The sequence below is a fragment of the Paraburkholderia lacunae genome (assembly GCF_003353175.1).
In the GTDB taxonomy this organism is placed as follows: domain Bacteria; phylum Pseudomonadota; class Gammaproteobacteria; order Burkholderiales; family Burkholderiaceae; genus Paraburkholderia; species Paraburkholderia lacunae.
Genome location: NZ_QHKS01000031.1, coordinates 42,905 through 64,563, shown reverse-complemented (window position 1 = coordinate 64,563; position 21,659 = coordinate 42,905). Strand labels below are relative to the sequence as shown.

Here is a 21,659-nt window from a genome sequence, read left to right as displayed (position 1 = left end):
GTTTTTCGGAGGATGTCGCCGCCTTTAAATACATTTCGCCTTGCCAGGTACTTCCGTTGTTTCGCGCAGCTTGCAGCTTACCTGGTGCATGCGCGCCTTGACCGTCGTGACCGGGCACTCGGTGATCTGCGAGATCTCCTCGACGGAATGGCCGAGGACGTACGCCAGCGCCATCACGAGACGCTGTTTGGCAGGCAACAGATCGAGCGCCTTGGACAGCAGGTCGGAGAGCTCATGGTCATGCCAGTACTGAACCATCGAATCGACATGGTCGACGTCCAGCAACTCGAACTCCGAACGGCGCTGATCGCGCAAGGCACGCAGGGCGGGGCGATACGCAATGCCGATGATCCATGTCGAGACGTTCGAATCGCCCCGGAAATCACCTGCCTTTTGCCACACGATCATGAAGGTGTCGTTGACGATTTCGTCGATCAGCTCGTTTTTCCAGGTGAGCCGGTTCAGAAAGCGTGCGAGCCGCCGATGGTAGCGCCGGTACAGGCGCGAGAGTGCGGATGCGTCGCCGGCCGCGATGCAATTGAAGAAGGGGCCGGTCATGATCGACCGAGGGCGAAAAGCCGTCGCCTTTCCACGTATTCGCGGACACGTGCTGCGTGACTTCCTCGATTTCCAGGCGCGCGGCCTCGTGACCACGCTCGTTGCCGATGTCGTGCATCGCGCCGACGATGCCGGTGACGCGTCCGCCGTCGTCATGAACCACGCCTTTATGGAAGCGCACCGTGCGCACCAGGCCGGCACGGCCGGGCCCCCCCGCCGTATAAATCTGGATGCCGCCTTCGGACGCGAGGTCGAGATCGGCCTTGTGACAGGTGAGTGCGAGGTCCGGGGGGCGCGACATCGCAGACGCTCTTGCCGAGAAAACGCTCGAACACGGCGTTGCAGCCGGTGTAGATGCCGTTCGCGTCCTTGAAGAACACCGGGGAGATCATGCCGTCCGCGTGACTCTGCAACGTGGAAAAATAGGCGGCGCTGTCACGTGCAAAGGAGAGCATCCTGGTTTGATCGAGCGCGCGCGTAATGATCGGCTCGGGATCGAGCAGGTCCAGTTCGTCGGCGACATTATTGGCACCACGTGCGATCAGCGGGACGATGCGCTCCGCCGAGCATTCGGGCAGCACCGGAATCAGGTAGTGCTCGTGGCCGTTCTCGGCAATTTTTCGATTTCGAAACCGGCCTTGACGCTGGCGCAATCGACGAACACCACGGCGGGCGACGGGTCGGCGATCAGATGGGGCGGCCGTAAAGCCCGCGCCCCATGACGCTGCATGACAGCCGGCATCGAACGGCCGGCGGAACCGGACCAGATAACGCGCGTGCAGTGGGCTGGGGTGGGTTCCATCAGCGTTCCTCATTACTTTCTTCGTTGGCTCTCGCACGCCGAATCGAGGAACGGCTGTGCGTCATGCGGGCAGGCGAGGCCTGCTTGCTTCAGCCCGCGCTTGCCCGAGCATGAGGATACCGTCTTGGCAGCCGAAAAATTATTGCAATCGTTTTCTGTGAAGGTCCAGCGTTATTTTCTTTTCCAGTTATCGGGAAATTTACGACTTGTTGATGAATCACGCTGCTAACTTCCGGCGCACCCGGCAAAAGACGCGGTTAATCGCCCTGCGGCGCCGGCCGGTTCGGGGGAATCATTTTTGAGCGACATGCTCCGGCTGCCGCAGTTGATGCCAGCCCGCGAGGATCGCGGCGATGTGGCGCGCGTACAGGTCCCGCTCGGCAGGGGTCTCCGAATGGTAGGCCCCAATCGCGGCCCAGGTGTTGCCGTATTTGTCCATCTTGCCGCGCAAATGCCAGGCCGCGATATACACGTTCTTGCACGGCTGCATCAGCGCATCGCGATCGATGTGGTAGCGCGCCAGGTCGCGCAGGTGAATGGAGTTGATCTGCATGACGCCGTAGTCGAGCGAGCCGTTTGCGTTCAGATGCGTCGCGTTGGGCCGGTTATGCGACTCCTGCCATGCGATCGCCCGCAGCACCATCGGATTGACGCGCTGGTACGCCCCTGCGTCGTCGAAGCAGTCGGCCCATGCGGGCTGCGCGGCGAGGCCGAGCGCAATATCGACGGCGATGGCGATCAGCGCGCGGCGCGTAAGCGGCGGACGATGACGGATGGCGTGGCGCATGACGGTCTCCTCGAATGCGTACCGGTGAACGGCGCGATTGTGATCGCCCTCCATCTGGAATTCGAAGCGACGGCGCGAAAACATGAGGTCGCGTGCGAACCATGTTGCGCGAGGCGCGCGGGCCCTATGTATGTCCCAGTATTTGCGCCGCCATAAAGGACGTTGGCGAGGAGCGAGGATGAAGGCCGCGCGTGGCATTCATTCGCGCAGGGGTTCAGCTTTTCGCAAGGCGCTTGCAACGCGGTGCCTTGCGAAACGTCCAATATGGCATCGAGCGCCTCCGCCGAACCGTCGCCGTCAGCGCGCGGCCACGCGGTGGGGCCGTACTACGCCGCTTAAACAGACGACGCTCCATTGCGAGGGTTTATGACGATCAACCGTCTTTCGCGTTTCTTCCACGCTACCCGCTCCAGCGCGGACACGGCCACGCCGCCGACGGCAGGCGTCAGTCCGAGGCCGGTTGCGCGCAGCCTGACCGCGCCTGGTGCTCTGCTGTTGCCGCGGCGTCCGGCAAGCGCCGCGGCGCCGGGCGGCAAGACATCCATGCCGCCGCGCGCCGCGAATCCGCAAGCACGTGCGGCGGGCGAGCCGGGCCGGCACAACATCGATTGGCTCACGCGGCGCCATTTGCTTGTGGACAATGGCGTCTCCAGGACGGACTCGATTGGCAATCCGGAACAGTAAGTGTGTGTGCGCATCAACAGCGGAAACCGTCCTTGAGCAGCCGGCATTGCGGATTCGCTGTTCGCGTGGCGCAAGGTAACGGTCATCAACGCTACAAGATGCTTTCAGTCGCGATACAGGCCGTAATTTTTTTCGCATGACGCCGCGCAAGCCGGTTCACGACTGTATCGCGTGGAATGGCACGCAATTCACGAGAGTTGTCGGAAGATGCTCTGCCTCGCGAACTGGATTCTGGCTCGTCGCATGAAAATATCCACGCAATACGCATCCACCGCGCGCTCCCGATGCACTAACGGAGAGAGAGACCTCGCCCGATACGATCAATGCTGATGGCGCGATGCAATGGGTCTTGAATTACGCCGCTACAGCCATTGACTAAAACCACGACGACCAGACGGGCGAGGGGATAAAAAGTTGTGCTTTGGGGAAACGCCGCCGTCTCCGCTGGAGGGGTGACGGCAGGAATCGAGAAGCGTGGATGCCTTTTTGGGATGCGAACCGCGGTGAACAATAACCTGTTATTTGCCATTGCAACCGACGACCGGCTGCTTCGACGGACTGTTTCCGAAACCTTTACCGGAGATGGAGTCGTCATCGAGCCGTTCCCGAGTGAACTCGATTTGCTGCGCGCAATGCGTGCGAACCGTTATGACCTGGTGCTGATCGACGCCAGGACCGATCCGACACCAACCAGTGCGTTGCTGTCGTGGCGCGACTGCAACGCCGACGTGTGCACGCCGGTGATCGTACTGACGCACCAGTCGAGCTGGTCGGGACTGTTGCGCTGGATCGACGCGGGGGCGACCGACGTCGTGAATCGCGTCGATATCGAGCAGATCCGCTTTCGCGTCCATCTGGCGTTGCAGCGGCGTTTTTCCGATACGGTCACGCATCAGATCCAGATCGGCCGCTACGTGCTTCAGCGGGATCTCGGTCTCGCGACGATCGACGGCGTCGGGATTTCGCTGACAGCGCGCGAGTTCTCGATCGCCTGGATGTTCTTTTCGAACCCCGGAAAATTTCTTAGCCGCGCGCAGATCGCAGCCGGCGTCTGGGGTGCGACGGAGCAGATCGCCGCGCGCACGCTGGAGCAGCACGTCTACAAGCTGCGCAAGAAACTGCAGCTATCGCGCACCGCCGAGCTGAATCTCAAGACCGTGTATGCGCTCGGCTACAAGCTCGATGTCGCTCAGGCGGCGCAGTCCTGCTTCGACGCCGACGCGCGAGCGGGGTTCGATACGCTGCCGGTGAGTTTGGGGCAGGGCGCTACGCGGCGCGGTGGCGACGGTACGTTGTTCGATCGCGCTTGCGATTCATCCGCGCAGTTCGTCGTGACGGCGGCGTAGCAGCCCTCCGCTTGCGTCGCGCCTCGCCTCGCCTGTCGGGGCGGCCGGCGCTGGCGGGCCGTCGCGTCACGACGCATGACGCGAACGGCCCGCGCTCAGGCAGCGTCCTCGTCCTCCTCGCGTGCCTCAGCCCTGCGTTCCTGCTGATCCTGGAAGATCTGCATCATCACCTGCGTGCCGAAGGCCTGGATCGCGGCATCCAGATCGGCCGGGCTGCCTCCCTGGTCGTCCTTCTTGCCCGTGTTCTTCGTGTCCTTATCGTCCGTCTTGTGGGTCGAAGGACTGTTGGTCGTGCTGTGACTATGGCTGACTTGGGTCATTTCATTCTCCGTTGAAAAGAAGGTTCATGCGCGGATCCATACGTAGTCGCCACGAGCGAGGTTTTCGAACATGTCGTCGCGAGCGACGAAGATGTTGTCCCGCCAATAGCGCCCGTGCTCGACATAGTGCTCAATCAGCTCGAGCATCCACTGCCCCGTGATTTCCTCGCTCAACGCCACGCGCGCGATCAGAACGATCGCGCCGGTATCCGCCTCCAGGCCGAGCTGCGCCTGGTCCTGCGCATAGACGGCGAGATTCGCCTCCAGCAACAGGCGAAACACGCGCAACGTGCGCCCCGCCGTGACGATGCCGAACTGGAACGTCATGTACAGCGCGTCGGGGTCTTCCTCGAAATGGTCGATCGCCGCGTCGAAGCCGTCGATCTCCAGCACACCGCGCTCCAGCACGGCGTCCGGCGCGGGCATGTCGCGCAGTTCGCAAATCTCGCAGATCAGTTCATCACGTCTTTCGATACTCATCGCTATCGCCGAATCGCTTCACGAACACAGGTCTGTAGGTGGATGGCCCACGCGGCAGAGCAAAAAAAAACCGGTTGGGAACCGCGGACGGTTCTCAACCGGCGCACCATGCGCGGCCGGATGGCGCGCCGGAGCGCTTAGCCTACGATGTCCTTCGCGGCCTTCGGGCCCATCGTCGCAAGCTTCGCGGTCGTGTTGGCCTTGTTGATTTCGTTTTCTTCAGCCATTGCCTTGTAGATGTCGGCGATGGAGCTGCCAGTTGCGCCTGCGTCGGTCGGGATCTTGCTGGACATGTTGAATCTCCTAATAGAATTGAACAGCGGTACTGCGCTAAAGTGTCCCGCGTCATGCGGAACGCTGGGAAAATGTGCGGCCCTTGCGGATTGCGCACGGTTCGCCTGCATCGCGGGACACCTCATGTGTGTGTCGCGGTGCAAGTGTTACTGCTCGATTGCGGCGCGGCACAACTGCGCCGCGGCGCGAAATCCATCGACAACGACACGTCCTGCCTGAGCTTCCGTGCTTGCCGCATCCGTTGAATGCCAGACCACGGTGTTGGCTATCGCGTCGAGTGCGCTCGCCACTTTCCGCATGCGCGGCCGGATGGCGCGCCGAAGCGCTTAGCCTACGATGTCCTTCGCGGCCTTCGGGCCCATCGTCGCAAGCTTCGCGGTCGTGTTGGCCTTGTTGATTTCGTTTTCTTCAGCCATTGCCTTGTAGATGTCGGCGATGGAGCTGCCAGTTGCGCCTGCGTCGGTCGGGATCTTGCTGGACATGTTGAATCTCCTAAAAGAATTGAACAGCGGTACTGCGCTAAAGTGTCCCGCGTCATGCGGAACGCTGGGAAAATGTGCGGCCCTTGCGGATTGCGCACGGTTCGCCTGCATCGCGGCACACCTCATGTGTGTGTCGCGGTACAAGTGTTACTGCTCGATTGCGCCGCGGCACAACTGCGCCGCGGCGCGAAATCCATCGACAACGACACGTCCTGCCTGAGCTTCCGTGCTTGCCGCATCCGTTGAATGCGAGGCCACGGTGTTGGCTATCGCGTCGAGTGCGCTCGCCACTTCCCGCACTTCACCGTGACGGTGCGTCTGTGCCACCGCCTGCGGCAAGTCGTCGAGCACGTCGATCAGTTTGTCGGTCATCGCTTCGTACATGTTGGTCATCCTCAATGAAGGGTGGTGTTGCTGGGCAGTTCGGCTATGAAGTTCTTCGTGCCGTCGCTCGATTCCACGTATTTCACGCTGTCCGCCGACAAGGCCGAATCGATGTCGCCGGCTACTTTCAGGTCGTCGGTGCTTGTCACGTCCACGTCGATGCGCGCGACAAGCGGCTCCATATCGCTGCGAAACCGTTCGACCACCTGGCGTACTTCGCCGGGATGGCGCGCGCTGCCGGTTACCTCGAGGCGGCCTGCACCGGCATAACTCACGTGCAGGTTGGCTTCATGCAGCGACTCCGCGAGCGACCCGGCGATCTCGTCACCGGACCTGACGCTCCAGTTCAGGCGATTGCCTGCCAGTGCCTGAAGCGCGGCGCGCGTTCTGCCGGCTTCGGCCGCGTTCGCTGCGATGCCCGTGACGAGAAACCCGTCGCCCTGCCGCGCGACCGCCAGATCCGGCTGATGCAGCTGCGCCAGCGCCTGCTGCACTTCGGCGAGCGTGGCGCGCGCTTGCGGCCGGTCGGCGGCCAGCGTCGTCTTGCCGGCCGGCAACACCACCGCGGCTGCGCCCATCGAACCGATCAGCAAGGCGGCGACGCCGGCATGCACCCATGGTGAACGGCGCGAACGCATGACGATCGGTGTGGAGGGCGGGCCGGCCGGAAACACGCCGTCGCTCGTTTCGCCGTCGTATTTGCGCCCTTCGGGTTGCGCCGCCAGCATCGACTCCAGCAGTTGCAAATCGGACGGCCAGCGCGTGTCGGCAGGGCCTGCGCACAGCACGACTTCACCGAAACGTCGCGGCATGAAGTCGTCCATCGCTATGCCAGCGTCGCCGGGCACAGCGATCGTCAAATTGTTTTCCGCATCGATTGCCAGCTGCATAGTGCACTCGCTCCAGTCGTTGATCAGGATGTCCGCATCAGGTTTGGCACCGATCGACATCATTGTTGTACTCAACTCTATTTGAGCGCCGGCATGGAAGCCGGTCAGTACGCGAATTTCTTTGGACATGAACGAAACCTCTTCGATTGTGATTGACGGGATGGCGCCCGCCGTCACCATCCGCGTCCGCGGCGGATCAGTGCAGCAAGCGCGGACACGCCCATCGCGCGGCCCGCGCGGGTGCGGCTGCGCCCGAGGTTGAGCAGCGCGATGGGCAACAGCAGATTCATCGATTCCTCCGCGGCGGACAACGGGCGTCGAGCGGCCCCGCGCGTTCCATTTTGTGTGTTGCTTTGTGGATTGTTTTGCATGTCGCGTCCGGCCCGCGTGGATGCCGATACGAGCCGGTCGCGTATCTGGGCGAGCGTGGTGCGCGAGGTGCGCTCGCCGTCCGGCATCTGCAGAAATTCGCGGACGATCGCGAGCACGACATACGTCGGGCTGGCACGCCCGGGCTCTTTGCCCGCAACGGCCGGCTCCTGCTTGCGCGCCGCGGTTTGCACGCCGATCAGCGCAGCCTCGGCCTGATTGCCAGGCGAGCAAGCCGGTCCATGGCTGACCGCGCCCGAGTGCTTCAACAGCGCCGTCTCGTCGCGCGCCGCGCGCTGCGAAAAACGCATCGGCAGCGCGCGCGCAGGCAGATCGTGCGTGTCGTCGGAACGCGCCCATTTGTCGTTCGGCTCAGCGCCCGCGGAATGCTCGTCCTGATCGAAGCCATGCTGATTGCCGCGCGGCTCTCGCGCATCGACCCGCATCACGTCGGTCTGGCTGCGCCGCAGATGCTGGTCGAGCATCATCAGCAGTTCCTCGCTCTCGGCAGCGGGGTCGTTCGCGTCCGGACTCTCGGCGCTGCGGCGCTTCCTCAGCGACGGGCGCTTGGCGCGCGTCAGCGCATGTCCGTGACGGTGATGCGGCACGGCCAGCGCCGCCTGTTGCTGGGCGACAGTATCAGCATCCGAAGAAAGATCGGCGGGCGGCGTGTAGCCGCCGCCTATGCGTGGAATGCTCATGTGAACATCACCTGTACTAGGGTGCGCGCGAAGTTCTGGATCGCGGCCGCGCCCCATGGCGCGGCGATTACGATGACGACCGTGACGACCACCAGTTTCACGCTCTGCGAAATGCTGGAATCCTGCAATGACGTGACGGCTTGCAGGAACGCGATGAGCAGGCCGGTCACGGCCGCCACCGCCACCGGCGGCAACGATACGAGCAGGCACAGGGTGAGCGCCTGCGTGGTGAAATGAGTGATCGCGTCGTATTCCACGGCGTTACCTGTAGGTGGAGATGAGACCGTGGATCAGCGTCGACCATCCATCCATCGAAACGAACAGCAGCAGCTTGAACGGAATGGCCACGTTGGTCGGATTGACCTGCGATAGCCCGAGCGCCATCAGCACGTTGGCGATGACGAGGTCGATCACGATGAAGGCGAGGTACAGCAGGAAGCCCATCTTGAAGGCCGCGGTCAGCTCGCTCAGCGTGAAGGCGGGCGCGAGCACGATGAGATCGTCCTGCTTGAGTTCGGCGGCGCGCTCGGGCGGCCAGATTTCGCGGGCCGAGCGCAGAAAGAAGGCCTTCTCGCGCTCCGACGCATGACGTTTCAGAAACACGCGAAACGGTTCGCGCGCGGCATCGAGAAGCGGCATCACCTGCATGCCCGAGCCTGCCTCGTTGGATAGCTGCGCGCGGTGCATGGCTTCCATGCCGACCGGCGCCATGATGAAGCACGACACCATGATGGCGACGCCATTGAGCACGGAAGTGGGCGGCACCTGCTGCAAGCCCAGCGCGTTGCGCAGCAGCCCGAGCACGACCACGATCTTCGTGTAGGACGTGACCACCATCGCGGCGAATGGCAAGACGGCCAGCGCGAGCGCCGCGACGAGCAGCGAGGCGATTTCAGGTGTGCCGTTCATCGGAGTTCGCAATGTGCTGGATGAGGAGGCCGAGGTTGTCCCCGACCGCGACGAGTTCGCCGAGCGCGAGCGTCTGCCCATGCGCGACGAGACGGATTTCCGCATCGGCAAGCTTGAGCGGCAGCGTCAGGACGTAGCCGGGCCGCAGCGCAGCGATTTGCCCGAGCGGCAGATTAACGGTCACCACTTCGATATGCACGGGCAGTTCGACCTCGTTCAGATCGACGGTGCGCTCCGCGGTGGCGGTCTCGCCGGCGAATCCGGCAGCGCTCTCAAGGGAAAGATCGGGATCGTGGCTCATCGTCTCAGGGAACGTCTCAAGGGTCATGTGGTGGCCGTCGATGCGGGCCTGCGCGCAGGCGGCGCGACCATCCGCTGCGCCCCATAGCACGGTCGCGTGTTCGAGCGGTGCGCTTTGCGCATAGCCGCTCGCGCGCGGCCATCCGAGCAGGACGTCGCCGACGCGCAGCGAGGCCAGTAGCGCCGTCGTGCAACGGCGGGTACGCAAGCGGATGCGGGTTGGCACGGCGATGGCGGCAAGCGCGTCGGGCAGCGCGACCGAAGCCGCGCGCGTGCCGGTCATGCGGCGCTCCAGCGCGGCCGCGAGAGGCGCGGGGGCTTCCAGCAGCACCGCCGTGTGGGCGGGGTTGTCCGCCAGTCCGTATTCAAAGTGGAGCGCGCCGGCGGCGTTCTGGCTATCGGGCTGTTCGGCATCGAGCGAAATGTCCAGCACCGAGGGCTGAGCGACGCCGTGACCGGCAAGCGTGTCGAGCGGTGCCGCGAGCCACAGATTGCCGAGCGCCGCGCGACGGTCCGGGTCCGGCTCCAGGGCAATCGCCTCGAGCGCGGCGTGACGGCTCACATCGACGCAAACGCACAGCTCGCCATGCGCGCTGCCGATGCGCAGGCGCGCCGTGCGGTGAGAGGACAAGGATTGCGCCGCTGCCGGTTTCACGCCGAGGCCGCCGCGCGCATCGAACAGCGCGCGCGACACGCCGGCGAGCGCCGGTGTATAGCAGCGCAACCGATCGCTGATGCTGGTGCAGCCATGAGGCATTGACATGATCTCGAACCCTTCAGATAACTGTAACTTCCACTGCGACGCGACCGCCGAGACGTGCTTCGAGGCGGGTCCTGAGCTCGTTGCTGTTGTCACAGATTAGCTGCCGCGCCCGCGCGTCCCGGCTATCGAAACGAAGAGATAAACTCCAGCCCGAAAGACTCAAATGCAGCTCGGTGCGCGGCAGAATGGCCGGGTCAAGTTCGACAGCGACGTCCCACTGGCCCGCACGTTCGACGGCGGGGTTGGTGCAAAATCCGGCCACGCGTTCCGCGAGATGCTCGGCGAGAAGATCGCCCTCCGCCGCCCTCGCACAGCGGCGGATCATCTGCATGCCGAATGACGGTTCCGCAACGGCGTGCTGCGCGTCTTGCGTGGCTTCATGCACAGATTTGCCTGGCGCGCCGCGCACGCCAGCCTTGCGCGCCGGACCTTTTGCGTGTGCCGCGGAAGTGCACGCGCGGCGATTCTCGCGAAGGGCGAGCAACGCGCCGTTCAGCGCAAGCGAGGGCGGCAGAGGAGGCACGGCGGGCAGCAGGGGCAAAGGCGCATCCGTGGCGCTGATGCCCTCGGCTGCTTCCTGGTGTTGAGCGTCGCCGCCGGAGTCGTCGCCGCCGCCCTGCGCATCGTCGTCAGGCGCGGGTTCGCCGGGCGATTCCTGCTCCTGCTTTTCATCACGCCAGGCCTCGCCGGCCTGCTGCCGCGCGGTCTCATATAAGGTCTCGAAGCGTTGCGCGCCGGCGCCGCTCTCGCCGGTTTTGCCGCTCGTGCCCGAGGTGTGCGGCGCAGTCGGCGGCGTGATGCTGACTTCGCGCGTGGAGCGAATCCGTGTCATCGCGTAACCTCCGCTCAGAAGGCGACGCGGCCGACAGGCTGAAGATCGACGCCATCGCCCAGTTCCTGGAACGAATAGACCTGCAGCCACTTCATCCGTTGCTCGATCATGCGGCGGAAGTAACGGCGAATGTCCATCGACGTGACGATCGCGAGGTTGGGCTGCGGCTCTGTGCCGACCAGTTCCTCGAGCGCATCGAGCAACTGGTCGATCTGTTGCGGTTCGAGCGTGAGGAAGTTGCCGGCGGGCGTCTGCTTGATCGATTGACGGATGGTCTGCTCGACCTCCACGTCCAGAACGATCGCCGGCAACTGCCCGGTGCCACCCGTCGCCCGATGCCCGATGAAGCGGCCGAGATCGCCACGCACGTATTCGGTGAGCAGCAGCAGGTCTTTTTCCTTAGCGCCCCAGTTCACCAGGCTTTCGAGAATCGCCCGCAAGTTGCGGATCGGCACGTGTTCTTCGAGCAGCCGCTTGAGTACATCGGCGATGCGCAGCACCGGCACCACCTTCTGCACCTCGGCGACTAGCCCCGGATACTCGGTGCCGACGCGTTCGAGAATCCACTGCGTTTCCTGCAAGCCGAGAAACAGATGTGCGTGTTCGCGCACCGCGTCGCCCACCGCATCGGCAAGCGCCTGTTCGCGGCCGCTGCGTGCGGGCGCGAGTTCGACCGGCGGCTGCGGCACGTCGTGCAGCAGTAGCTGATAGGAGGCGTCCGGCACAGCGTCCGCCGTCCATACGGCGGTGCGCGGGAACGGCAGGCCCAGTTCGTTGACGAGCGCGCGGCGCGCCGCATCGAATGCGCGATTGAGTTCCGCCGTGTCGAGCTTCGCCGCGAGTTGTGGCGCGAGGCGCACCGAGAGCGGCGCGGCGAACGAAGGCGGATGCGCGCCGATGGTCGGCGGGTGTCCCTTGTGGCCGTCGGTGCGTAGCGAGGGGAGCTCCGGGCCGGCGTGCGGCGCTTTGTCCTTCAACTGCTTGCGCAACACGTGGCCGGCGCCGAACAGTGCGACCGCGAGCACGACGAACAGCGCGGAGGGAAAGCCCGGCACCAATGCGAAACCGCCCAGCAGCGCGGCGGCGCTATACAGCGCTCGCGAACTGGTGGAAAGCTGGCGCACGATCTCGGTGCCGAGCGAACTGGGCTTGCTGTGCTCGTCGGCGACGCGGGTGATTAGAATGCCCGCCGCCACCGAAATCAGCAGCGAGGGAATCTGCGAGACCATCGCGTCGCCGATCGACAGCACGGAGAAGCGGTTGGCCGCTTCGCCCGCTGTCATGCCGTGGTAGCTCACGCCGATCACGATGCCCGCGAGAATGTTGACGAGCGTGATGACGAGGCCCGCGATCGCGTCGCCCTTGACGAACTTCATCGCGCCGTCCATGCCGCCGTGCAACTGGCTTTCGATCGCCAGCATGCCGCGGCGCTTTTGCGCATCTTCGGCGGTCATGTTGCCGGCGCGCACGTCGGCGTCGATGCTCATCTGCTTGCCCGGCATCGCGTCGAGCGTGAAGCGCGCGCCGACTTCCGCCACCCGCTCCGAACCCTTCGCGATCACGATGAATTGCACCGTCGCGATGATCAGGAACACCACCAGGCCGACCACGAGATTGCCGCCCACCACCAGCTCGCCGAAGCTTTCGATGATGTGCCCAGCCTCCGCATGCAGCAGGATCGACTTGGTCGACGCGATGTTCAGCGACAGCCGGAACAGCGTAGTGAACAGCAGCAGCGACGGAAACGAATACAGCGCCGTCGCGTACGGTATGTACATCGTCACCATCAGCAGCACGACGCTGATCGTAATGTTGAGCCCGAGCAGCGCGTCGATCAGAAACGGCGGTAGCGGCAGGATCATCAGCGAGATCACAGCGACGATCAGCGACGCGATCGCCACCTCGCCGCCGAACTCATTGAGGCGGAGCGTCTTCAACATGGTCTTCTCCATCGGATGTCAGGGGGTTGCCTCGGTGCCGCCGCGCCGTCCGCCGATGCCTTCCACCCAGGCGAGCACCGCGGCGACCGCGTCGAACAGCGGCTCGGGAACCGCGTCGTCGAGCGCCACGCGGTAAAGCGCCCGCGCCAGCGGCGGATTGCGCGCGATTGGTATGCCGTGGCGGGTCGCGGCCTCCCGGATTACGCGCGCCTCCGCGTCCACGCCCTTGGCGATCACGCGCGGCAAGCCGGATTCGGAGGGTTCATAGCGCAGCGCGACCGCGTAGTGGGTCGGGTTCACCACGACCACATTCGCGTTCTTGATCGGCTGCTGCCGATCGGAGGAAGCAGCCTCGCGCGCGATCTTGCGGCGCTCGTTCTTGATGTGCGGATCGCCTTCGGAATTCTTGTGCTCGCGCTTCACTTCGTCCTTGCTCATGCGGTGATCGCGAATGAACAGCCAATGCTGCACGCCATAGTCGGCGGCGCCGATCACGAGATAGAGCGCGCCCGAGATGCCGAGCACCTTGCACAGCGTGCCCCAGGCAATGCTGTCGATGCTGCCGATCGGCTCGTACACCACGCCGACCATTAGCGGCACGAGCAGCACGAGCGTTTTCCACAACACCGCCGTGATCACGACCGCCTTGATGACAGTCTTGGTGAGATCGATCAGCGAGCGCACCGAGAAAATGCGCTTCAGGCCGGACGCGGGATTGATCGCGTCGAACTTCGGTTCGAGCGGCTTGAGCGAAATCTGCAATCCGACTTGCGCCGCGATCGCGGCGATGCCGACGAGAGCCGCGCCGAGCGCAATCGGAAGGATTAGCATCACGGCGTGCAGGCCGGCTTCGACGAGCAGGTCGTGCAGCGGCGCATCGGGCGTCTGCAAGTGGGCCACGTCGAGGCCGCTGCGCAATACGAGGCGCAGTTGCTCCGCCATGCGCGGCCCGCCGACGCCGAAGCCGACCGCAGCGGCGAGCAGGATCGCCGCGAACGGGAGGTCCGTGCTCTTCACGGTCTCGCCGTCGCGTCGCGCGTCGCGCAGCTTTTTGTCGGTGGGCTGTTCGGTCTTCTCGTCAGACATCGCGAAGCCTTCGTGCTGTGGATTGCGGTTAATTGCAGTGGATTGCGGCGGATTGTCATGGGCATGCGCCGCCCTGGCCCGCCCGCGCGGCGAACCAATGGGTCCGGCGCCGAACCGGGCGCCGGCGGCCCAATGTGCGGTCCGCCCGCGAAGCAGGCTTTTCGTTCGGAGCGCTCGCGGTTCGTCGTTACTCGCGTTCGCGGGAGCCGCCTCGCGTTACGGTTCGCACACCGCCGGCCACAGCGTTGTCGTCCGCCATCTCGGCAGACGCGCAGACATACGGCGTTTTGATCACCAAAGGAGTGCTCCATGTCCCTGACGAAATGCAGTAACCGGCTCGTGTCGGCATTGATCGAGGCGCTGATGTTCGGCGCGAAACATGGCCATATCGAGCAGTCGGAGCGGCTGCTCGCCGCGCTGCACGTGCTGCGTCCCAACTTCGTCGAGCTGCATGCCTACGACGCGTGGATGATGATTCGCCGGCGCGACTTCGCCGAGGCCGTGCGCCTCTTGCGCCCGCTCGAGCAGCAGGCGCTGCGCGGCTCGTTCGGTCCTTACGTGGCGGCGCTGCTCGCGGTGTCGCTGTGCGGGCTCGACGACCCTGCGTGGCGCGTCTATGCCAACGAGGTCGCGAGCCGCAATGAAGACCCCGATTCCGTTGAGCTCGTGATGACGCTGATGGGTAAACAGAGCGCAGCCGCGGCGCCGGCCGCCGAGGTGCAGATCGACCGCGGCGAGCTTCAGAAACTGATGCAGCATCGCCATCTGCGCGCCTAGTGCAAGGAGCATCGCGATGAACGTAACGATCCCACCCATCCCGCCGCTCGACGCCGCGTCCGCGGTGCGACCCGACGAAGCCGTTGGCCGCGCCGGAACCGGCGGCGCGTCGGGCCCCGGCGCGCTGCCCGAGCCTGCCTCGAGCCTCGTTGACCTGTTTCGCAGCAAGCTCGACGCGGCGCGTCTCGCACCGCCGAGCGCCTCGCACACGCACGGTCCGTCAGCGTTGTCCGAAGTCGTCACGCAGCAAGACCAGGCGGTCGCGAACTTGCGCGGCGAAGTGGACCGCTTCGCCGGCGAGGTGCCGACGATGACGATGCAGGAAGTGGCGGCACAGTCGATCAAGATGCAGCTCCAGGTATCCGAGATGGTCGGCAAGATGTACGTCGGCGAGGCGGTCGCGCAGGGCACCAAGGGCTCCGTACAGACGCTGATGAAGAACCAGTAGTTGGCGTACGAACGACAGGACGGACTAAATGGCTTCCTATTTGAAACTGGCGCGCACGGTCGTGCTGCTGTGCTGCGTGACGGCGTTGATGACCGGCTGCAGCAAGCAACTGTTCGCGCAACTGTCGGAAAGCGACGCGAACGACATGCTGGCCGTGCTGCTCGACGCGAGGGTCGACGTCTCCAAGCACAGCGACGACGGCGGCAAGACCTGGAGCGTGGCGGTCGAAAGCGACCAGTTCGCCCGCGCGATGGACGTGCTGCGCGCGCATGGCTTGCCCCATCAGCGCTTCCAGAATCTGGGAGACATGTTCAAGAAGGACGGACTGATCTCCACGCCGACGGAGGAGCGTGTGCGCTTTATCTACGGCGTGTCGCAGCAACTCTCCGAGGTGCTGTCGCGAATCGACGGGGTGGCGTATGCGAACGTTCAGATCGTGCTGCCGAACAACGATCCCCTTGCCGCGACGGTCAAGCCGTCGTCGGCCGCGGTGTTCATCAAATACCTGCCGGGCACCGATGTGTCGACGCTCACGCCGAATCTGAAGAACCTGGTCGTGCATGCTGTCGAAGGGCTGACCTACGACAACGTTAGCGTGACGATGGTGCCGGGCACGGCGGCGCCCGAGCCGCCGCCGCCGGTTGCGCCAAGTTTGCCGCAGGAGTGGTTGTGGGCCGGTGGAATCGCCGGGGCCGCCTTGCTGGCCGGCGCGCTGGCGTATCTCGCACGCCGGTTCGGCGCGACGCTGAAGGGCGCGGGTACGCGCTTGCGTGGGCGTGCCGGCGGGGTGGCGACATGAGCTTGAGTTACGCGCAGGCATCGGCGGCTGCAATGGGGACAGGCGCCGACTTGCCGGATCCACAGCGCCAGCTCCGGTGGCTGAATTCATACGAGGCGCGCATTGCCGACGCGGCGGCCCGGTTCAGCGAGCGGCAATGCCGGCGTTGGGGCGCGCCGTGCACAGACCGCGCGAGGGCCGCCTGGTACGCGGCGCGCGACCTATGGCTCGGCGCGTCGATGCCGGTCAGCGCGTATGCGCCGCGCGCCAACCGGCTTGCCTTGCTCGACGCAGCGTCGCTGCGCCCGGTGCTGGCTGCGCGCGCGATCTATCCGTCGCGCGGAACGCTGCGCCGGGTTGTGTCGGGCGCGCGGCGGCGCGCGCTCGCCGATGCGCTGGGGGACCATGCGCTGGCCGCGCTCACGCAGTTGGGCGTGAACGCATCGACGGCCAACGCGCCCCTTCCCGCCGATCTGTCCGCCGATGCACTGGTTTGCGCCGGCCGCGCGCTGTTCGAAGGCGACGAAGCTTGGCCGCTTGCGCCAGCGCGCAGATTGATCGGCTTGACGCTGGACGATGACGCCGAGGAGACCGATCTCGCCGCTTGTGCTCGTCCACGCGAAGCAGCGACGTCCGATGCCGGGCCCGACGCTGAGGGCGAATCGGAAGAGTTTCTGTCCGCGGCCTGCATGCTGTTTCCGGAGCTGACATGGTTATTTGGCTAAGAGCCCAGCAGGGCGGGATCGGCATCGAGAGCGATGTCGTGCGAGCAGCGGACCTGGCGCAGTTGATCGAACTAGATCGTGCTTCCGGCCACTTCGAACGGCGTGCCGACGAAATGCTCGCGAGCGCGCGGCGAGAGGCCGAAACGATACAGCGCGCGGCCGATGAAGAGGCCGAACGCACGCTGCGTGCCGCCCAGACGAAGTACGACAACGCCGCGCGCCTGGGTTACGAGGCTGGACGCCGTCGCGCGATTCGTGAAGCGCACGAAGCGATGCTGCACGGCGCGGCATCCGAGCGCGACCTGCTGGTGGCGTTGCGCGAGCGTGTTGCCGACATCGTCATGCGTACCGTTACGCGGGTGCTCGGTGAAGCCGATCGCGACGCGTTGTTCGCGCAGATCGCGGTGGGGCTGTCGCGCAGTCTCGAGGGCACGTCTTTCCTGACCGTCCGCGTCGCCGACTGCGACGTGGATGAGGCGACGCGAGCGTTTCGGCGCGTGTGCGACGAGCATCGCTGGCCGGTGAATCCCGAGGTGGTGAGCGATGCCGAGGCGGAGCCCGGCAGTTGCGTGTGCGAATGGGACCACGGCTTGGTCGAAGCCGGACTGCCGATGCAGTTGCGCGCGATCGCGAGTGCCATTCGACGCGTGACGCGCACCGACACGGAGCAGCAGGCCGCGGCCGCCGTGAACATAGCCGCCGACCAACTGCTCGCCGATGATCCGCAGTTCGATGACCAGCCCACCGGAGCGCCGCAATGAACGAAGTCACCGCTTTCATCGACGCGCTGAGCCAGGAACTCGCCGAATCCGACGGTACGACGCGTCACGGCAAAGTGGTCGAGGCTGTCGGCACGTTGCTGAAGGTCGGCGGGCTCGACGCGACGCTCGGCGAGCAATGCGAACTGCGCGACGCGCGCGGCGTGCTGCTGCAACGCGCGGAAGTGGTCGGTTTCACGCGTCAGTTCGCGCTGCTCGCGCCGTTCGGCAGCGTCGCCGGCTTGTCGCGCACCACGCGCGTCACGGGGCTCGGGCGTCCGCTGTCGGTGCCGGTCGGCGAGATGCTGCTCGGACGCGTGGTCGACGGCCTGGGCGAACCGATCGACGGCCTTGGGCCGTTGCATTGCGCCGCGCCACGCCCCGTGATGGCCGCCGCGCCCGATCCGCTGAAGCGGCGCATGGTCGATACGCCGCTGCATACGGGCGTGCGGGTCATCGACGGGCTCATGACGGTGGGCGAGGGCCAGCGCGTCGGCATCTTCGCGCCCGCGGGCGTCGGCAAGAGCACGCTGCTCGGCATGCTCGCGCGCGGAGCAGCGTGCGACGTCAACGTGATTGTGCTGATCGGCGAGCGCGGCCGCGAGGTGCGCGAATTCATCGAACTGATCCTGGGCGAAGCGGGCATGGCCCGTAGCGTGGTGGTGTGCGCGACGTCCGACCGCTCGTCGATCGAACGCGCCAAGGCGGCTTACGTGGGCACCGCGATCGCCGAGTACTTCCGCGATTGCGGCTTGCGCGTGCTGCTGATGATGGACTCGCTGACCCGCTTCGCGCGCGCCCAGCGGGAGATCGGTCTGTCGGCGGGCGAGCCGCCGACCCGCCGCGGTTTTCCGCCGTCGATTTTCGCCGAACTGCCGCGACTGCTGGAACGCGCCGGTATGGGCGAGGAAGGTTCGATTACCGCTTTCTACACGGTGCTCGCCGAGGACGAGGAAGGCAACGATCCGATCAGCGAGGAAGTGCGCGGTATTCTCGACGGACACCTCGTGCTGTCACGCGCGATCGCGGCGCGCAACCGTTATCCGGCCATCGACGTGCTGCATAGCCTGAGCCGCGTGATGACGCTGGTCGCAAGCCCCGAGCATTGCAGCGGCGCGGGGCACGTGCGCAAGCTGCTCGCTCGCTTCGACGAGGTCGAATTGCTGCTGCAGATGGGCGAATATCAGCAGGGCGCCGATCCGCTCTCCGACGAAGCGATTTCCCAGCACGAGGCTATCGAATCGTTCCTCGGCCAGAGCACCGAGGAACTGACCGAAGGCGAGGACAGCCACGCGTTCATCTCCGGCTTCGCACAGTCATGAGGGCGCTCGTGATTCGCAAGTGGCGCACCATCGTCGCCGCCAAGGCCCGGCGCTGCGAGCGGATCGAGGCCGATCTCGCACGGGAACGCGAGGCGCTCGCCGAGCGCGAGGCGCAGTTCAAGGATGCCGCACAGGCACATGTCGAAGCGCAGCAAAAGCGCGCGGAGCACGAAGCGCGCATCGTCGCCTTGCTCGACGGCGACGCGCGCGTCGCGACGTCCGACTATCTGTGTCACGACGCGTGGCGCGCGCCGCTGAAGGAAGCGCTGGAAGCCGCGCGCGCGGCGGAGCAAAAGCGCCGCACGGCGCTGGATCGTCAGCGGCAGAAGGTGGCCGAGGTGCAGGCGGCGCTCGCACGCGCGCAAGCCGCGGTGGAGGAATGTCGCCGCAAGCTCGATACCTTGCTGCGGGCCGCCGCCACGGCCGTCGAGCTCGCCGCCGACGAGGAAGCCGCGGAAAACCTGCTGGCGCGCCGTTACGCGAGGTAGCCGATGACACATGATTTTCACGCGTGGGCCGAGGCCCTGCTCGGCTTCTTCGAGGCGTATCACAACTTCATCGTCATGCTGATGCTCACGGGCATTCGCATCATGGTGACGTTCATCCTGCTGCCCGCCACCAGCGACACCGTGTTGCCCGGCACCGCGCGCAACGGCGTGGTGTACGTGCTGACGATGTTCGTCGCGGCGGGCCAGGTTCCGCAGGCGTTCGACTCGCTCAACAGCGCGGCGCTGCTGGTGCTGGCCTGCAAGGAAGCGTTTCTCGGTTTCGCGTTCGGCTATTGCGCCGCGCCGGTGTTCTGGATCGCGCAGTCCCTCGGCACCTTGATCGACGACCTCGCGGGTTTCAACAACGTGCAGATGACCAACCCGCTGCGGGGCGATCAGAGCACGCCGGTTTCGACGCTGCTGCTGCAACTCGTCGTGACGCTCTTCTATATCGGCGGCGGCATGCTGTTCGTGCTGGGCGCGCTCTTCGAGTCCTTCAAATGGTGGCCGCCGTATGTGCTGTATCCGTCGCTCTCCAATACGGCGGAGACGTTTCTGATCCAGCGCACCGACACGATCTGGACGGCGCTCGCCAAGCTCGGCACGCCGGTGATGCTGGTGCTGATACTGGTCGATCTCGGCCTCGGCATTGTCGCGCGCGCGGCTGACAAGCTCGAACCCAGCTCGCTCAGTCAACCGCTGCGCGGCGTGATCGGCGTGCTGATGCTGATCGCGCTCGTCGCGGTGTTCGCTTCACAGGTTGTCGGCGACGTGCAGCTCGGCGGTCTGTCGGCAGCATTGGCGAACGGCATGGTGGCGAAACCGGCACACTGAACATTGTTGTGAAGTCCCCTGCTGATTGTTGAGTTTTGTTGAGCACGATGTCTCTACCATGGTTTCCGTGCCCGGCGATCGCCGGGACCACAGGTTCGCAGGGCGGATCAGATGGTCCGCCACATCGGTCACTCCTGAGGTGGAACCATTATGTTTTCGACAATTTATTTCGCGCTGTCGTCGGGGCTCGCGCAGAAGAACCGCTTGCCGGCGTATGCGGCCGCCATGCTCGACGGCGCATCGGAACGCGGCTATTGCCTCGTCGACGATGTGCTCGAACGCCCGTCCCACAAACTGGATGACGCGGACGTCGCGCGTCTCGTCGCCGTAGCTGATGCATCGCTTCTGCTCGGCTACGAGCAGGATGCCGAAGAGATGTACCGGCGCGCTCAGAAAACGATCGTGGGCGATGATGACCGTCTGCGCATCATGTCGTGCCGCAACACCGGTTGGCAATTGATGATGCGTGACCGCTACGCGGCCACCGCCAAGTGCTTTGCGCGTATCATCCAGGACGAGGCGGCGAGCCCCGCGGAAGTTCTCGAGGCATTGATTGCATCGGCCATGGTGCAACATCAGGTGGGACGTCAGCGCGATGCGGACGACGCGCTCCTGCAAGCCGCCGAACTGGCCGACATGCATGAGGAACCCGGCTGGCGACTCGTGATCGCGCTGCTCGCGCGCGAATTTGACGTGCAATTGCGCATTCGCACGGCGACCACGCTGAGCGATCACGCGTTCTGGAGCTCGGCGCATGTGGCGCGTGCTCAAAGCGCGGGCGACCGCGCAGAAGTGACGCACAAGCTCACCGAAACCACGGTGCTGATGTCGCCGATGCCGGCGCTTCTCGCGCAGCGCCACGAGTATCTGGAACAGATCGCGGCGCTGGCGCGCGGTGAGCGCATTGCCGCCGCGCCGCTCTTCGACGCGGTCAGCCGGCCGCAGCATTTTCGCGGCGCCGGCCAGGCGTTCCTCGCGAAGCTGGACATCGTGCTCGCTGGACTTGCTGGCGGACTCGACGATGTCGCCGATTCGGTGCTTGCCAAGATCAGCCGCGCCGAAGCGGATACCGGCACACGCCGCTGCAATTTCGACTACCTGTATTGCGTATCCAAGATCGCGGTATGGCGCGGCAACCCAACCGAGGCGCTCAAGCTGTACGCCAGCTATGCGTCCGAAGCGTTGCGCTGCCTGCGCAGCGAGACGCCTGGCCTCGGCGCGATTCAATCGCCGGCGAGCCGCGCACTGCCCGCGGACGACGTTTCGGCGCGCCTGCCCGCGAAGTATCGCCGCGCATATCGCTACATCATCGAGAATCTCGATCGCGCCGATTTGAATACCCGCGAAATCGCCTCGCAGATCGACGTCACGGAGCGCGCGCTTCAAATAGCCTTCAAGCGTTCGATCGGAATGTCGCCGGGCGGGCTGATCCGCAAGCTGCGGCTCGAAGGCATTCGTAACGACCTGTTGAACGACGAGCGCATGCAAGGCTCGATCTTCGATACGGCAAGCCGCTGGGGCGTGAAGAGCCGTTCCGCGCTCGCGAAGGGTTATCGCCGCGAGTTCAAGGAATCGCCGTCAGAGACGATGCATCGTTAAGCG

At 65.0% G+C, this 21,659-nt stretch carries 27 protein-coding genes; 11 read left to right on the top strand and 16 right to left on the bottom strand.

Features of this window, described 5'->3' with window-relative positions; translation table 11 throughout:
* Nucleotides 1-24: 24 nt before the first annotated feature.
* The 3 genes from DLM46_RS32470 to DLM46_RS32460 all read right to left on the bottom strand — a co-directional run bounded on the left by DLM46_RS32470 (nt 25) and on the right by DLM46_RS32460 (nt 2,147).
* Entirely contained in the window at nt 25-558 is a 534-nt protein-coding gene (locus tag DLM46_RS32470; RefSeq protein ID WP_165848100.1) for an RNA polymerase sigma factor, read from the bottom strand.
* A 167-nt stretch (nt 559-725) separates the two neighbouring features.
* A complete protein-coding gene (locus DLM46_RS39190; protein WP_133300413.1) occupies nt 726-1,373 on the bottom strand; it encodes a hypothetical protein in 648 nt (215 codons plus the stop codon).
* Nucleotides 1,374-1,652: 279 nt separating this feature from the next.
* Nucleotides 1,653-2,147 carry a lytic transglycosylase domain-containing protein gene (locus DLM46_RS32460; RefSeq protein ID WP_244306451.1) on the bottom strand — a complete coding sequence of 165 codons (495 nt, stop codon included), beginning with the start codon at nt 2,145-2,147 and terminating at the stop codon, nt 1,653-1,655.
* 366 nt (nt 2,148-2,513) lie between these two features.
* On the opposite strand from DLM46_RS32460, the gene DLM46_RS32455 reads away from it, so the two are divergent.
* A complete protein-coding gene (locus DLM46_RS32455) occupies nt 2,514-2,831 on the top strand; it encodes a hypothetical protein (protein ID WP_115107751.1) in 318 nt (105 codons plus the stop codon).
* 503 nt (nt 2,832-3,334) lie between these two features.
* Nucleotides 3,335-4,177 (top strand): response regulator transcription factor, encoded by an 843-nt coding sequence (locus tag DLM46_RS32450; protein WP_165848099.1) that lies wholly within the window; start codon nt 3,335-3,337, stop codon nt 4,175-4,177.
* Between the two features lie 95 nt (nt 4,178-4,272).
* Here the strand turns inward: DLM46_RS32450 and DLM46_RS32445 are convergent, their stop codons facing one another.
* From DLM46_RS32445 to sctU, 13 genes are all read right to left on the bottom strand, one after another.
* Nucleotides 4,273-4,497, bottom strand: a complete 225-nt coding sequence (locus DLM46_RS32445; RefSeq protein WP_115107746.1) for a hypothetical protein — start codon at nt 4,495-4,497, stop codon at nt 4,273-4,275.
* A gap of 24 nt (nt 4,498-4,521) precedes the next feature.
* Complete coding sequence (locus DLM46_RS32440; protein WP_115107743.1) at nt 4,522-4,977, bottom strand: CesT family type III secretion system chaperone; 456 nt, start codon at nt 4,975-4,977, stop codon at nt 4,522-4,524.
* Between the two features lie 137 nt (nt 4,978-5,114).
* A complete protein-coding gene (locus DLM46_RS39690; protein WP_165848098.1) occupies nt 5,115-5,270 on the bottom strand; it encodes a hypothetical protein in 156 nt (51 codons plus the stop codon).
* 327 nt (nt 5,271-5,597) lie between these two features.
* Nucleotides 5,598-5,753 (bottom strand): hypothetical protein, encoded by a 156-nt coding sequence (locus DLM46_RS39685; RefSeq protein WP_165848098.1) that lies wholly within the window; start codon nt 5,751-5,753, stop codon nt 5,598-5,600.
* A gap of 147 nt (nt 5,754-5,900) precedes the next feature.
* A complete protein-coding gene (locus tag DLM46_RS32435) occupies nt 5,901-6,137 on the bottom strand; it encodes a hypothetical protein (RefSeq protein ID WP_133300412.1) in 237 nt (78 codons plus the stop codon).
* 11 nt (nt 6,138-6,148) lie between these two features.
* The gene (hrpD5, locus tag DLM46_RS32430) at nt 6,149-7,156 is read right to left on the bottom strand and encodes an HrpD5 family protein (protein ID WP_133300411.1); all 1,008 of its coding nucleotides are present in this window, start codon (nt 7,154-7,156) and stop codon (nt 6,149-6,151) included.
* A 44-nt stretch (nt 7,157-7,200) separates the two neighbouring features.
* Nucleotides 7,201-8,097: a hypothetical protein gene (locus DLM46_RS32425; protein WP_115107736.1), complete on the bottom strand. Its 897-nt coding sequence runs from the start codon at nt 8,095-8,097 to the stop codon at nt 7,201-7,203.
* On the bottom strand, nt 8,094-8,354 hold the full coding sequence (gene sctS, locus DLM46_RS32420) for a type III secretion system export apparatus subunit SctS (RefSeq protein ID WP_115107734.1): 261 nt from the start codon (nt 8,352-8,354) through the stop codon (nt 8,094-8,096). The genes DLM46_RS32425 and sctS overlap by 4 nt, the downstream gene beginning before the upstream one ends.
* Nucleotides 8,355-8,358: 4 nt before the next feature.
* Nucleotides 8,359-9,006, bottom strand: coding sequence for a type III secretion system export apparatus subunit SctR (sctR, locus tag DLM46_RS32415; protein ID WP_115107732.1), 648 nt, complete (start codon nt 9,004-9,006; stop codon nt 8,359-8,361).
* The gene (sctQ, locus tag DLM46_RS32410) at nt 8,990-10,069 is read right to left on the bottom strand and encodes a type III secretion system cytoplasmic ring protein SctQ (RefSeq protein WP_115107729.1); all 1,080 of its coding nucleotides are present in this window, start codon (nt 10,067-10,069) and stop codon (nt 8,990-8,992) included. Before sctQ ends, sctR begins: the two co-directional genes overlap by 17 nt.
* Before the next feature lie 13 nt (nt 10,070-10,082).
* Nucleotides 10,083-10,901 (bottom strand): type III secretion system protein SctP, encoded by an 819-nt coding sequence (gene sctP / locus DLM46_RS32405; protein WP_115107727.1) that lies wholly within the window; start codon nt 10,899-10,901, stop codon nt 10,083-10,085.
* Nucleotides 10,902-10,915: 14 nt separating this feature from the next.
* Nucleotides 10,916-12,841: an FHIPEP family type III secretion protein gene (locus tag DLM46_RS32400; RefSeq protein WP_208866365.1), complete on the bottom strand. Its 1,926-nt coding sequence runs from the start codon at nt 12,839-12,841 to the stop codon at nt 10,916-10,918.
* An 18-nt stretch (nt 12,842-12,859) separates the two neighbouring features.
* A complete protein-coding gene (sctU, locus tag DLM46_RS32395; protein WP_115107722.1) occupies nt 12,860-13,927 on the bottom strand; it encodes a type III secretion system export apparatus subunit SctU in 1,068 nt (355 codons plus the stop codon).
* Nucleotides 13,928-14,236: 309 nt separating this feature from the next.
* On the opposite strand from sctU, the gene DLM46_RS32390 reads away from it, so the two are divergent.
* The 9 genes from DLM46_RS32390 (at nt 14,237) to DLM46_RS32350 (ending at nt 21,656) form a co-directional block, all read left to right on the top strand.
* The gene (locus DLM46_RS32390; RefSeq protein WP_054036870.1) at nt 14,237-14,704 is read left to right on the top strand and encodes an HrpB1 family type III secretion system apparatus protein; all 468 of its coding nucleotides are present in this window, start codon (nt 14,237-14,239) and stop codon (nt 14,702-14,704) included.
* Nucleotides 14,705-14,720: 16 nt separating this feature from the next.
* Nucleotides 14,721-15,152, top strand: a complete 432-nt coding sequence (locus DLM46_RS32385) for a hypothetical protein (RefSeq protein ID WP_115107720.1) — start codon at nt 14,721-14,723, stop codon at nt 15,150-15,152.
* 28 nt (nt 15,153-15,180) lie between these two features.
* Nucleotides 15,181-15,951, top strand: coding sequence for a type III secretion system inner membrane ring lipoprotein SctJ (gene sctJ / locus DLM46_RS32380; RefSeq protein ID WP_208866364.1), 771 nt, complete (start codon nt 15,181-15,183; stop codon nt 15,949-15,951).
* Nucleotides 15,948-16,655, top strand: a complete 708-nt coding sequence (locus DLM46_RS32375; protein WP_115107718.1) for a type III secretion protein HrpB4 — start codon at nt 15,948-15,950, stop codon at nt 16,653-16,655. Before sctJ ends, DLM46_RS32375 begins: the two co-directional genes overlap by 4 nt.
* Nucleotides 16,640-17,416, top strand: a complete 777-nt coding sequence (gene sctL, locus DLM46_RS32370; protein WP_115107714.1) for a type III secretion system stator protein SctL — start codon at nt 16,640-16,642, stop codon at nt 17,414-17,416. The genes DLM46_RS32375 and sctL overlap by 16 nt, the downstream gene beginning before the upstream one ends.
* Entirely contained in the window at nt 17,413-18,735 is a 1,323-nt protein-coding gene (locus DLM46_RS32365) for a FliI/YscN family ATPase (RefSeq protein ID WP_115107712.1), read from the top strand. The genes sctL and DLM46_RS32365 overlap by 4 nt, the downstream gene beginning before the upstream one ends.
* Nucleotides 18,736-18,743: 8 nt before the next feature.
* Nucleotides 18,744-19,223, top strand: a complete 480-nt coding sequence (locus DLM46_RS32360; protein WP_165848096.1) for a hypothetical protein — start codon at nt 18,744-18,746, stop codon at nt 19,221-19,223.
* Nucleotides 19,224-19,226: 3 nt separating this feature from the next.
* Complete coding sequence (gene sctT, locus DLM46_RS32355) at nt 19,227-20,057, top strand: type III secretion system export apparatus subunit SctT (protein WP_115107707.1); 831 nt, start codon at nt 19,227-19,229, stop codon at nt 20,055-20,057.
* Nucleotides 20,058-20,207: 150 nt separating this feature from the next.
* Nucleotides 20,208-21,656 (top strand): helix-turn-helix transcriptional regulator, encoded by a 1,449-nt coding sequence (locus DLM46_RS32350; RefSeq protein WP_115107704.1) that lies wholly within the window; start codon nt 20,208-20,210, stop codon nt 21,654-21,656.
* The last annotated feature ends 3 nt before the right edge of the window (nt 21,657-21,659 follow it).